The sequence below is a fragment of the Pseudomonadota bacterium genome (assembly GCA_037200975.1).
GTDB lineage: Bacteria > Pseudomonadota > Gammaproteobacteria > Steroidobacterales > Steroidobacteraceae > CADEED01.
Genome location: JBBCGI010000001.1, coordinates 4,519,012 through 4,531,346, shown reverse-complemented (window position 1 = coordinate 4,531,346; position 12,335 = coordinate 4,519,012). Strand labels below are relative to the sequence as shown.

The following is a 12,335-nucleotide window of genomic DNA, read 5'->3' as shown; positions in this document are numbered from 1 at the left end:
GCGACAGAGGAACTGAGCGCTCGATCCGAAAGCAGGCGCCCGAAACGAATACGCCGGCTCAGGGCCGGCGCGTCGTATAGAAGTCAGGACCTCTGTGCGAGGCCTTCAAGGCAGTCTCAAGCTGGCGTCGGCTCCGGGAACAACGGCGATGCCGTTACGCGGCCTTTGAAATCCATCCAGCGGTGATTGGCGTAGTCGTACAGCTTGCAGGTACGCACGGTCGCCCAGTAACGCTTCCAGTTGAGCACGTGCACGCGCGCCAGCTGTGGCACGGCGCTCTTCAGCGCGGCCTGCGCGGCGCGCAGGCGATACAGCGGCACGCCGGTGTTCACGTGGTGGGCGCCATGCTCGAGAATGTCGTGCAGCATCTGGCCCAGTGTCTTTGGCACGACCACGTTGATGGTGGTGGTGACGAAGCCGAACTTGGCCTGCCATTCGTCGCGGCGGTCGAACCAGGCGACTTCCGGGTGCGTGTGCTGGACGTAGATCACCCAGCCCATGATGCAGTTGAAGGCGAGGAACGGAATGACGAAGCCGCACAGCAGCGTGATCGTCACGGAGTGGTTGCCGAATAAAGCCCACAACACGAGGCCCGTGATCCAGACCGCGCCGACGCTTAACACGAGCGCGTTGTCCCACAGGAAGATCGCGCGGCGCACGCCGACATGTTTCTTCGACGGGAGGATCAGTTTCTTCCACCACATCTCGATGAGGTAGTAGAGACCCTGGCCAAAACCCGAGCGATAGATGCGCTCGAGGCCGCGGCGGAGTTTCGAGGCGGCATTCCACTCTTCCACCGACATCGGCACCCAGACCTGGTCGCGGCCTTTGAGGTTGGTGAAACCGTGATGGGCGACATTGTGGCCCACGTCCCAGAGCGAGAACGGCGTGAGCGACGGCAGGAACGCGATACGCCCGACGATCTTGTTGAGCCAGTCGTAACGCGTGTAGCTGCCATGGCAGGCGTCGTGGCCGATGACAAACAACCTTGCGATGGCGACCGAAGCCGGCACGACCATCAGGGCCTTGGCCCACCAGGAACTGAAGTAGCACGCGCCCGCGATGCAGACGGCAAGGAATACGAGATCCAGCAACAAACGCAGCACGGGCCGGACGGCGTCGCGGCGCAGATATTCCTGCATGGCGACACGAACGGTTTTGCGGGCGTCGGAACCTTTGGACACGGGCTTGGCGGGTTCAGTCATAGGCTCGCAAGCCTATACGATTCAAGCGCTAAGAACCAAAATCTTCGGTGTCATTTTCGACCTGCGTCGCAGGTGGATATCGGGCACCCGAGGCCTTCCCTGGGGGCGACATCGCGTCGAGTTGAGCAATCGTTGCGGCATCAAGACGAATCGCGTCCGCACCACAGTTTTCCTCGAGGTGCGTCACTTTCGTGGTGCCCGGGATAACGATTACGTTATCCCCCCGCGACAGCACCCAGGCCAGCGCCAGCTGGGCGCGCGAACAGCCGAGGCGCGCCGCGATGTCGTCCATGGGCGCGAGCTGGCGGCTGTTTTCATCGAAATGCGGGTGCTGGAACCGCGGCATCGTGCGCCGGATGTCGCCCTCGAAGAGCTCGGCGGGACTTTGCATCGTTCCGGCGAGGAATCCGCGTCCGAGCGGCGAAAAGGCGACCAGTGTGATGCCGAGCCGCCGGCACTCTTCGAGCACCGCGATCTCGGGATTACGCGTCCACAGCGAGTATTCGGACTGCAGCGCTGCAATGGGATGCACCGCGTGGGCGCGGCGCAGACTCGCGGCGCCCACCTCGGAGAGCCCGATCGCGCGGATCTTGCCGGCGCGTTTGAGATCGGCCAGCGCGCCGACGGAGTCCTCGATGGGAATGCGCTTGTCCCAGCGATGTAAATAGTACAAGTCGATGCGATCGGTACGCAGGTTGCGCAGCGATTCCTCGCAGGTGGCGCGGATGGCTTCGGGCCGGCCGTCGATCACGCGCTGGCCGTCGCGGCCGAACAGGCCGCATTTGCTCGCGATGATGATGTGGTCTGGGCGCTTCGCGAACACGTCCCCGACCAGCTTTTCGTTGGCGCCGAATCCGTAGAGGGCGGCGGTATCGAAATGCGTGACGCCAAGATCGAGCGCGAGGCGCAATACGTGCTCGGACACTTCGCGCGGCTGCGGCGGCCCGTAGGCGTGCGAGAGGTTCATGCAGCCGAAGCTGACCGCGGTCACGTCGTAGGCGCCGAGCTTCCGTGTGTGCATGTCAGATCTTCAAACGGGGAAACACGCGGCGGATATTACCCTCGAATATCTTGTGCTTGTCCGCCGCCGACAGCGACGAGCCGTCGATGTAGCGCTTGGTGTCGTCGTAGTAGTGGCCGGTTTCGGGGTCGATGCCGCGGACTGCCCCGACCATCTCCGAGGCGAACAGGATGTTGTCGATGGGCACGACCTTGAGCAGCAGGTCGATGCCGGGCTGGTGATAGACGCAGGTATCAAAGAAGACGTTGTTGCTCATGAGCTCAGGGAGAGGCGGACGTTTCATGTCCTGCGCAATGCCGCGGAAGCGGCCCCAATGGAAAGGCACCGCACCGCCGCCGTGCGGGATGATGAGGCGCAGCGTCGGGAAATCCTTGAACAGGTCGGAAGTCATCAGCTGCATGAACGCCACGGTGTCGGCGGATAGATAGTACGAGCCGGTCGAGTGGAATGCCGGGTTGCAGGACTGGCTGACGTGCACCATGGCGGGCACGTCGAGCTCGCAGAGCTTCTCGTACACCGGGTACCACCACTTGTCCGTCAGCGGCGGTTCCGAGAATTTGCCGCCGGAAGGATCGGGATTGAGATTGCAGCCGACGAAACCGAACTCGTTGATGCAGCGCTCGAGCTCGGGGATCACGCCGCGCGGATCCACACCGGGGGACTGCGGCAACTGGCACACGCCGATGAAATTATCCGGGTAGAGCGTGCAGACACGATGGATCAGCTCGTTGCAATGCTCGCTCCAGTGTTTGCTGGTGGTTTCGTTACCGAGGTGATGGCCCATCGCGCTGGCGCGCGGCGAGAAGATGGTGACGTCCGTGCCGCGCGAGCGCTGCAGCTTGAGCTGCGCATTTTCGAGCGAGTCGCGGATCTGATCGTCGCTGATCGTGACTCTGCCCTTGGCGGGCGTGAGTGCCGGCGTCTTCAGCGCTTCGGTCTGCTGCTTGCGCCAGACGTTGAGCGGCTCGGGTGCGGTCGTGTAGTGCCCGTGGCAGTCGATGATCATGGGGACATCTCATCTGCGCGTTCGCGCCAGGGTTTCATGACGGTGGGATCGTCGAACATGCCGGCAGCACGCAATTGCGCCACCTGGGCCTGGCGCTGCGCGATCGCCGCGGCCAACACGCCGCCCACGGCCGTCGCATCGAGCATCGCGGCGCTGGCGCGCATTTCCTCGGCGCGCCGCTTGCCGTGCTGGATCACGCGCGAGAACAGGTAGTCGCCCTGCTGCTCCCAGTCGAACTGCGGATAGGTCTCGGCCAGTGACGCGAGCACCTGCTGCTCGACGCCCAACACGCGCGCAGCGGTGAAACTTTCGATGACCAGCGATTCCAGCCCCTTGATGACGACGCTGCGGCACAACTTGATCGCCGAGGCGATGCCGAGATCCGCCGAAACCGTCTGCGCGACGAAGCCGAGCTCGCGCATCACCCGCTCACATTCGGCGGCGTGCGCACCGCCTAACAACATGGGCACTCGAATGCCGTGCGGCGGCACCGACGTCATCACCGCCGCTTCGACATAACGCCCGCCCGCGGCGGCCACCAGCGCAGCGCATTCGATCTTGGCGGCGGGCGCCGCGGAATTCACGTCGATCACCCAGGCATTGTCGAGCGGCCGCGAGCACAACGAACGGGCCGCCGCGACGGTCTGATCCGCGGTGACGGCACTGAAGATGAGATCCGCGGAGCCGGCCAATGCCGCCGCATCCGCGCACGTCGCGATGCCACGCGCATCGGCATACCGTCGCAACCCGTCGCCCACCGCCTGCTGCAGCTGCAGGTCGAACATGGCGATCGCGCGATCCGCATCCGCCGCACGCAGGTCGAACGCGAAACGCTGCCCGACTTCGCCGAACCCGAGAAATCCGATGCGCACCGCCATGTGCTTCAGCTCCAGTACAGACGCGTCGGGTTGTCGACCAGGATACGCGCGCGCACCGCTTCGTCCGGGCACATCTCGCCTAACAAGTCGACCAGTTCACCATCGTTCGGCATGTCTTTGGTGATGTTCGGATGCGGCCAATCCGTTCCCCACAGCAGCCGGCTCGCGTCGATCTCCAGCAGCGCCTGGGCAAATGGCAACGCATCGCGAAATGGACGTTTGCCGGCCGAGACGCGCTCGGCTCCGCAGATCTTGATCCACGCCAGAGGGTTGCTTCGATACAGCGCGAGCAGCGACTGAAACGGCTGCTGCGTTAGCCCCTCCGCCGCCTTCACGCGCCCCATGTGATCGATGATGAACGGCACGTCGATGCGCGCCAGCAATTCACGCTGCTCGAGCAGATCTCCGGCATCGAAATGCAGCACGACGTGCCAGCCCAGCGGCTTGATCCTCGCCAGCAGCCGGTAGAACACGGCGAGGTCCGGCACGCCGCCCAGGTGTTTGACGAAATTGAAGCGGATGCCGCGGATGCCACCGGCATGCAGGCGCGCCAGCTCCGCGTCGCTGACGGAATCCCTGACGACCGCCACGCCGCGATACTGGCCACCGCTCGACGCGATCGCATCGAGCGTGACGTCCATCTCGCTGCCGTGACAACTCGCATGCACGATGACCGCGCGCGAGATGCCGAGAGTGGCGTGCAGGCGGCGCAGATTCCCGACCGGCGCATCGGGCGGCGTGTAACTGCGATCTGCGGCGTAGGGAAACCGCGACGCCGGGCCGAACACGTGGCAGTGAGCATCGCAGGCACCCGGCGGCAACTCGATCCGCGGCGTCGCCGGGTTCGGGTCCGGCGGCAAACAACTCTTGTTCGGATCGACGCTCACTTCACGTCTTCGGGCTTGTCGTAGTACTTGAGGCCGGCCGCGGCGAGTTTCGCGCGCATGTCATAGATATCGAGGCCCAATTCTCCGGCCTTGAGGCGGGCGCGCATGGCCGTTTCCTTGGCTTCGCGTGCCTGCGCGGCCTGGGCAACGTCGGCGGCCTGCGCGGCCGGCACCACGACCAGGCCGTCGTCATCGCCGACGATGACATCTCCCGGATTCACCAGCGCCCCGGCACACAGGATGGGCGTGTTCACCGAACCCACCGTCGCCTTGATCGTGCCCTTGGCATTCACCTGCTTCGACCAGACGGGGAACTGCATTTCGCGCAACTCGGCCGTGTCGCGCACGCTGGCGTCGATTACCAGGCCGAGCGCGCCGCGCGCGCGGAACGACGTCGCCAGCAGGTCGCCAAACATTCCGTCGGCGTTGGCGGACGACAAACCCATCACCACCACGTCGCCCTGCTGCAACAGCTCGGCCGCGACGTGCAGCATCCAGTTATCGCCCGGATGCCCGAGCACGGTGACCGCCGGGCCGCACACCCGCGCGCCCGGGTAGATAGGCCGCATGTACGGCGCCAGCAGGCCGACACGCGCCATGGCCTCGTGGACGGTCGCGACGCCGAGTTTCGCCAGTTGCACGACCGCGGCGGCCGGGGCACGCTGGATGTGGCGCACTGCCACGCCGGATTTACCGATCATGATTCACCTGTCCAGACTCCATCGGGGATCAATACTTCGCCGCGCATGATGAGCCGGGCGGTGCGCAGCAATGACGCGCGCGCCACTTCGTCCGGATGATGCGCATTCATCTCGAGTGCGACCGTGAACTCGCCGCTCGGGTGTTCGACCGAGATCAGCTTGTTCGGCCCCGGCGCCACGCGCGCGATGCGCCGCGCGACCGTGCCCGGCGTCACCGCCGCGGTCGCCACCGTCACCGCACCCAGCACGCCGACGGCGGAATGGCAGGTGTGCGGGATAAAAGTTCGCGTGCAGATGTGGCCGCCCGCACGCGGCGCGGCCACCAGGCACATCTTGGGCACCACCTTGTGCGTGACGTCGCCCAACTTCATGAGAGGACCGGCGGCGAGGCGGATCGATTCGATGCGCTTCTTGAGAGCGTCGTTCGCGTTGAGCTCATCGCGCGACTCGTAACCGGTTACGCCAAGATCGGTGGCGAGCATGATGACCACCGGCATGCCGTTGTCGATGCAGGTCACGGCCAGGCCATCGATGCGATCGAGGTGATTGCCGGTGGGAAACAGCGCGCCGCACACCGAGCCCGCGGTATCCAGAAACGTGATGTTGATGGGCGCGGCCGTGCCGGGAACGCCGTCGATGCGCGCGTCGCCGGCATATTCCACGCGGCCACCCGGCGTCTGCACTTCAATGTCGCACAACGTATCGGTGTTGAGCGTGAGCACCCGCAACGTCGTCACGTCCTCGCCCGCCTTCACCATGCCGCTCTCGATCGCAAAGGGCACGACCGCGGCGAGCATGTTGCCGCAATTCGGAGTGGTGTCCACGGAAGCGTCCTTGATAGACACCTGGGCAAACAGAAATTCGAGGTCGATGTCGCCGGTGCCGGGTTTCACGATGCCCGCCTTGCTGGTGAGCGGGTCCGCGCCACCCAGGCCGTCGATCTGCCGGACATCGGGCGAGCCCATGACGGCGAGCAGCACGCGATCGCGCGCGACGATGTCGGATGGCAGATCGGAGGCGCGGAAGAACGGGCCCCGTGAGGTGCCGCCACGCATGAACCAACAGGGGATCGGACGCTGCATAGGGGTTTCCGGCGCCTATACTAACAGCGCATGACGACACGGGACGTTGCGCTCGAAATCGAAATGATTTCCGCCATCATCGAGTTTGCAAAAATGCCCCGCGGGCATGCTGTCGGAGAACTTTCCCACACGAGATCTGCATGAGCGCACCGCGCGACTACGAAGACATTCCGGGCACCTACGTGTACGACTCCGAGCGCGGCCGTGTGGGTTACCAGCTCAACCAGTTCTGCATGTCGCTGAACCAGCCGGAGAACCGTGCGGCGTTCAAGGCGAACGAGGCCTTGTACCTCGACCGGTTTCCGCTGACGGCCGAACAACGCGAGACCGTGCTCAAGCGCGACTGGTTAGGGATGCTCAAGGTCGGCGGCAACATCTATTACACGATCAAGATCGCGTTCTGCGACGGCCTCACCTTCCAGGACGTCGCCGGCATGATGTGCGGCATGCCGAAGGACGAGTACGCGAAGATGATGCTCGCGGGCGGCCGCGCTCCGGAAGGCAATCTCTACAAGGAGCCGCGCTAGTGGCTCGCATCGTGGCTGGAATCGCCTGCTCGCACGTCCCCGCGATCGGCGCCGCGCTCGACAAAGGCACCGCGGGCAATCCGTACTGGGCGCCCTACTTTTCCGGCACCGCGCCGGCACGCGACTGGCTCGCAAAACTCAAACCGGACGTCGCCATCCTGGTCTACAACGATCACGCCAATGCGTTCTCTTTGCAGATCATCCCCACGTTCCTGTTAGGCGTGGCCGAATCCTTTCCGGTGGCCGACGAAGGCTTCGGCCCCCGGCCCGTGCCCAAGGTGATCGGCCACCCGAAGTTCGCCTGGCACCTGGCCGAGTCGCTGATCCTCGACGAATTCGACATGACCATCGCGAACGAGATGCCGGTGGATCATGGCCTCACAGTGCCGCTGTCGGTGACCTGTGGTCAGCCGGCGGAATGGCCTTTCAAGGTCGTGCCGCTGTGCGTGAACGTCGTGCAGTACCCGCCGCCCACCGGCCTGCGCTGCTTCAAGCTGGGGGCCGCGATCGCCAAGGCGGTGGCGAGTTTTCCGGAAGACCTGCGCGTGGTCGTCTACGGCACGGGCGGCATGTCGCACCAGTTGCAGGGTGAGCGCGCAGGGTTCGTCAATCGCGAGTTCGACAACGATTTCCTCGACGGCATGGTCAGCGATCCCGAGCGCCTCACGAAGATTTCGCACACGCAGTACATGCGCGAGTCCGGCTCCGAAGGCATCGAGATGGTGATGTGGCTGGTGATGCGCGGCGCCGTCGGCAGCAAGGTGCGCGAAGCATTCCGCTTCTATCACGTGCCCACCTCCAACACCGCGTCGGGCCTGCTGTGCCTGGATGTTCAATAGACAGGAACAACCCATGAAGGTCTGCGTCGCGGGACAAGGCGCATTCGGCGTCAAACACATCGAAGCCATCCAGAAGATCCCCGGCATCGAGATCGCTACGCTCGCCGGTGGCAGCGCGGATTCCACCGCGGAGGTCGCGAACAGGTTCGGCATCCCGCACTGGTCGCTCGATCTCGCAGAGTGCCTGGCGCGGCCCGGCGTGGCCGCGGCGATTCTTGCGACCCCCACGCAGATGCACGCCCGGCAAGGCATTCAATGCATGCGCGCGGGCAAACACGTGCAGATCGAGATTCCGGTCGCGGACAACCTCGCCGATGCCGAAGAGCTGTTGCGCGTGCAGCAGGAAACCGGGCTCATCTGCATGGGCGGCCATACGCGCAGGTTCAACCCCAGCCATCAGTGGATTCACAAACGCATCAAGGCCGGTGAACTCAGGATCCTGCAGATGGACGTGCAGACGTATTTCTTCCGCCGCACCAACATGAACGCGCTCGGCAAGCCGCGCAGCTGGACGGATCACCTGCTCTGGCATCACGCCTGCCACACCGTTGATTTATTCCAGTACCAGACCGGCGAGAACGCCAGCGTGGCGCGCGCAGTTCAGGGCCCGCTGCATCCCGATCTCAAGATCGCGATGGACATGAGCATCCAGATGAAGGTGCCGTCGGGTGCCGTGTGCACATTGTCGCTGTCGTTCAACAACGACGGACCGCTGGGCACGTTCTTCCGCTACATCTGCGACCACGGCACGTACATCGCGCGGTACGACGATCTGCTCGATGGCAAGAACAACGCGATCGATGTTTCCAAGGTCGACGTGTCGATGAACGGCATCGAACTGCAGGATCGCGAGTTCTTCGCGGCCATCAAGGCGAAGCGCGAGCCGAATGCCAGCGTGGCGCAATGCCTGACGGCGATGCGCACGCTCGATACGTTGGAGAAATCCCTGCTCTAGGCACCGCGTCGTCATCGGGGAGAAAACAATGGGCGCGTACGTACGCGCGGCCGCGCCAGTGGTTCGCAGATATCCCACATGACTCCCGAACGTCGATGACTGCGACGGCCCGCGGGCGCACCCAGGTCGTCATCGTCGGCGCGGGCCCCGCCGGCCTGCTGCTTGGGCAACTGCTGCATAACGAGGGCATCGATGCGGTCATCGTCGAGCGGCGCAGCGCCGACCATGTCCGCGGTCGCATTCGCGCCGGCGTGCTCGAGCAAGGAACGGTGGACGTACTCGCACGCGCGGGCGTCGCCACGCGCCTGCGCACCGAGGGACTGGTCCACGAAGGCTTCGAGATCGGCTTTCACGGCCGCCGCCATCGCATTCCGCTCAAGGCGTTGGTCGGCAAGACCGTGACCGTCTACGGACAGACGGAACTGACACGCGATCTGATGGACGCGCGCGCGGCCAGCGGCGCACCCACGGTCTACGACGCGCAGGACGTCGAGTTGCACGACGCAGGCGGTTCTTCGCCGCGGGTTTCCTATCGTCGCGCCGGTGTCGCACACGAAATCGCCTGCGACTTCATCGCCGGCTGCGACGGTCATCACGGTGTGAGCCGGCGCAGCATCCCCGCCGAGCAGCTCGTTTCGCACGAGCGTGTCTATCCATTCGGATGGTTGGGGGTGCTCGCCGACGTACCCCCGCCCTGGAACGAACTCATCTATGCGAACTCGGAGCGCGGCTTCGCACTCGCCAGCATCCGTTCGCCGACACGTGTGCGTTGCTACATACAATGCGCGCTCGAAGAAAAGGTCGAAAACTGGAGCGACGCGCGTTTCTGGGACGAGTTCCGGGGCCGCATCGGCGAGGACGTCGGCGCCGCGCTCGCGACGCCACCCTCGATCGAGAAGAGCATTGCGCCACTGCGCAGCTTCGTGGTGGAACCGCTGCGCCATGGCAGTCTGTTCCTGGCCGGCGACGCCGCGCACATCGTGCCGCCGACCGGCGCGAAGGGCCTGAACCTCGCGGTCAGCGACGTGTTCTACCTCCACGAGGCGCTGCGCGACTACTACCGGGAAGGCTCGCAACAGCCACTCGACGAATACTCGTCGCGTTGCCTGCGGCGTATCTGGAAAGCCGAGCGCTTTTCCTGGTGGATGACGCGGCAGCTGCATCATTTTCCCGACGACGCCATCGCGACACATATGCAGGAAACAGAGCTCGAGCACCTGTTCGATTCGGAAGCGGCCCAGATAAGCCTGGCGGAGAATTACGTCGGCCTGCCGCTGATCTGAGCGCCGGCTGGCGCAATCCGAATGCCATCCAGTACATTCGATGGCATGGACAACACGGTCGCGGTTCGCAAACTCGAAGTCGTGACGTCGCGCGAATTCGCCGGACTCTGCGATCTGCTCATCGATTGCGTCGAAGGCGGCGCCTCGGTGAGCTTCATGCAGCCGATGACGATGCCGAAGGCTGCGGACTTCTGGCGCGAAGTCGCTGGCGGCGTGTCGCGCGGCGAACGCGTGCTGGTCGTCGCCGAAGACGTGCACGGAACCATCGTCGGGACAGCGCAGGCCGTCTGGCCCGTCGCGGAGAATCAGCCGCATCGCGCGGACGTCGAAAAAATGCTCGTGCTCCGCCGCGCTCGCGGCAAAGGCGTCGGAGCCCTGTTGCTCGCCGCGGTGGAAAAGGCCGCCCGCGATGCCGGCAGGACTTTGCTCGTGCTCGATACGGCCAGCGCCGCAGCCGAGCGGCTCTACGAGCGCGGCGGTTGGCAACGCGTCGGCATCATTCCGAAATACGCGCTGATGCCCGATGGCCCGCTCTGCGACACCGTGTTCTTCTACAAAGACCTCGCCGCCGATTGACGCCGGCGCGCACGTTCCACAAGCTCGCTCATTCGTTCGAAGGGGAGCCGCTATGAGACGCCGCGAATTTCTGGAAACGCTGGGTACGGGAGCGGCGTTCGCTTTTCTGCCGGCATTCACGCGTGACGCGTTCGCCGCGGCGGCCACGCTCGACGACCTGGTCATCAGTGAAGTCGAGATCGTGAAGGTCTCGGGTACTCATGAGCTCGTGCCCGGTCTCAACCGCCAATACCAGGTGAATCCGCTGCACGTGTACGCGGAGCGGCGCCCGAAGCCGTTCAAGGATCCACCCGAGGGCACGCGGCCCGAAAGCCGGCCGCTGTCGCATTTCTATGTCCGCATTCGCACCAAGGGCGGCCTCGAGGGCCTGTACGGCGCGGTCGACAAGGAAGCGTTGCCGGTGTTGTTAGGCACGCTGCGGCCGCTGGTCATCGGCCAGAACGCGCTCGCCGTCGAGCGCATCTGGGACCAGATGTACCGCTCCAACCGGCATTCGCGCGCCAGCCATTTCATGATGGCCATCAGCTACATCGACAATGCGCTGTGGGATCTGCGCGGCCGGCACTTCGATGCACCCGTGTTCCGCCTGCTGGGCGGGCCGACGCAATTGCCGGTGCGCGTGTACGGCAGCTGCCTCGGCTTCTCGGTGGATCCGCCGCTCGCGGGCAAACGCGCCGCGCAATTGAAGAAGGACGGCTTCATCCAGCAGAAATGGTTCCTGGGTTACGGCCCGGGCGATGGCGCGCGCGGCATGGATCTGAACGTGCAGCTGGTCAAGGCGCTGCGCGAGGCGGTGGGCGACGACGTGCAGCTCATGTTCGACGCCTACCAAGGCTGGGATCTGCAGTACGCGCTCGAGTGGTGCCGCAAGGTCGAGCAGTACCGCCCCTACTTCGTCGAAGAAGCCGTGCCCATGTCGGATCTCGAGAGCTTCATCCGCCTGTCGAAGTCGACGACGATTCCGATCGCCACCGGCGAACACCTGTACGGACGCTGGGAGGCCGAGCAGTTCTTCAAGGCCGACGCCTTGCAGTTCATCCAGGCGGATCCGGAATGGTGTGGCGGCGTGAGCGAGACGGTGAAGATCGCGCACCTGGCCTCGGTGCACGGCGTCAAACTACTGCCCCATTGCCACAACGTGCACGCCGCGTTGCACATCGTGGCCAGCCAGTCGCCGTCGGTGTGCCCTTTCGGCGAGTACCTCATCAACCATGTGCCCGAGAAGCTGCATTTCATGAAAGACCCGCTGCTCACCACCAATGGTCTCGTGCAGCTGTCCGAGAAACCCGGCTTCGGTATCGAATTCGATCCGGCCAAGGTCGAGAAGCAGGAAGTGTTGACGTCGGTCTGATTCCCCCGCTCCACGGAGAAGAAT

The 12,335-nt window shown here is 64.5% G+C and carries 13 protein-coding genes; 6 read left to right on the top strand and 7 right to left on the bottom strand.

Annotated features, from left to right (window positions below):
- Positions 1-116: 116 nt before the first annotated feature.
- Genes WDO72_20395 through WDO72_20365 form a run of 7 tightly spaced genes read right to left on the bottom strand, consistent with a single transcriptional unit; the run spans position 117 to position 6,780 of the window.
- A complete protein-coding gene (locus WDO72_20395) occupies positions 117-1,205 on the bottom strand; it encodes a fatty acid desaturase (GenBank protein MEJ0088034.1) in 1,089 nt (362 codons plus the stop codon).
- A 28-nt stretch (positions 1,206-1,233) separates the two neighbouring features.
- Positions 1,234-2,226 carry an aldo/keto reductase gene (locus WDO72_20390; GenBank protein MEJ0088033.1) on the bottom strand — a complete coding sequence of 331 codons (993 nt, stop codon included), beginning with the start codon at positions 2,224-2,226 and terminating at the stop codon, positions 1,234-1,236.
- 1 nt (position 2,227) lies between these two features.
- Complete coding sequence (locus tag WDO72_20385) at positions 2,228-3,232, bottom strand: amidohydrolase family protein (GenBank protein ID MEJ0088032.1); 1,005 nt, start codon at positions 3,230-3,232, stop codon at positions 2,228-2,230.
- Positions 3,229-4,110 carry a DUF1932 domain-containing protein gene (locus WDO72_20380; GenBank protein MEJ0088031.1) on the bottom strand — a complete coding sequence of 294 codons (882 nt, stop codon included), beginning with the start codon at positions 4,108-4,110 and terminating at the stop codon, positions 3,229-3,231. The genes WDO72_20385 and WDO72_20380 overlap by 4 nt, the downstream gene beginning before the upstream one ends.
- Before the next feature lie 5 nt (positions 4,111-4,115).
- A complete protein-coding gene (locus tag WDO72_20375; protein ID MEJ0088030.1) occupies positions 4,116-4,997 on the bottom strand; it encodes an amidohydrolase family protein in 882 nt (293 codons plus the stop codon).
- Positions 4,994-5,698 (bottom strand): 4-carboxy-4-hydroxy-2-oxoadipate aldolase/oxaloacetate decarboxylase, encoded by a 705-nt coding sequence (locus tag WDO72_20370; protein ID MEJ0088029.1) that lies wholly within the window; start codon positions 5,696-5,698, stop codon positions 4,994-4,996. Before WDO72_20370 ends, WDO72_20375 begins: the two co-directional genes overlap by 4 nt.
- Complete coding sequence (locus tag WDO72_20365; GenBank protein ID MEJ0088028.1) at positions 5,695-6,780, bottom strand: 4-oxalomesaconate tautomerase; 1,086 nt, start codon at positions 6,778-6,780, stop codon at positions 5,695-5,697. Before WDO72_20365 ends, WDO72_20370 begins: the two co-directional genes overlap by 4 nt.
- 140 nt (positions 6,781-6,920) lie before the next feature.
- Here WDO72_20365 and ligA point away from each other — a divergent pair, with 140 nt between their 5' ends.
- From ligA to WDO72_20335, 6 genes are all read left to right on the top strand, one after another.
- Positions 6,921-7,307: a protocatechuate 4,5-dioxygenase subunit alpha gene (gene ligA / locus WDO72_20360; GenBank protein ID MEJ0088027.1), complete on the top strand. Its 387-nt coding sequence runs from the start codon at positions 6,921-6,923 to the stop codon at positions 7,305-7,307.
- Positions 7,307-8,146 carry a class III extradiol dioxygenase subunit beta gene (locus WDO72_20355; GenBank protein ID MEJ0088026.1) on the top strand — a complete coding sequence of 280 codons (840 nt, stop codon included), beginning with the start codon at positions 7,307-7,309 and terminating at the stop codon, positions 8,144-8,146. Before ligA ends, WDO72_20355 begins: the two co-directional genes overlap by 1 nt.
- A 13-nt stretch (positions 8,147-8,159) precedes the next feature.
- Positions 8,160-9,101 carry a Gfo/Idh/MocA family oxidoreductase gene (locus WDO72_20350; protein ID MEJ0088025.1) on the top strand — a complete coding sequence of 314 codons (942 nt, stop codon included), beginning with the start codon at positions 8,160-8,162 and terminating at the stop codon, positions 9,099-9,101.
- 95 nt (positions 9,102-9,196) lie between these two features.
- Positions 9,197-10,384: a 4-hydroxybenzoate 3-monooxygenase gene (pobA, locus tag WDO72_20345; protein ID MEJ0088024.1), complete on the top strand. Its 1,188-nt coding sequence runs from the start codon at positions 9,197-9,199 to the stop codon at positions 10,382-10,384.
- A 45-nt stretch (positions 10,385-10,429) separates the two neighbouring features.
- Positions 10,430-10,960 carry a GNAT family N-acetyltransferase gene (locus WDO72_20340; GenBank protein ID MEJ0088023.1) on the top strand — a complete coding sequence of 177 codons (531 nt, stop codon included), beginning with the start codon at positions 10,430-10,432 and terminating at the stop codon, positions 10,958-10,960.
- A gap of 52 nt (positions 10,961-11,012) precedes the next feature.
- The gene (locus WDO72_20335) at positions 11,013-12,311 is read left to right on the top strand and encodes an enolase C-terminal domain-like protein (protein MEJ0088022.1); all 1,299 of its coding nucleotides are present in this window, start codon (positions 11,013-11,015) and stop codon (positions 12,309-12,311) included.
- Positions 12,312-12,335: the final 24 nt, after the last annotated feature.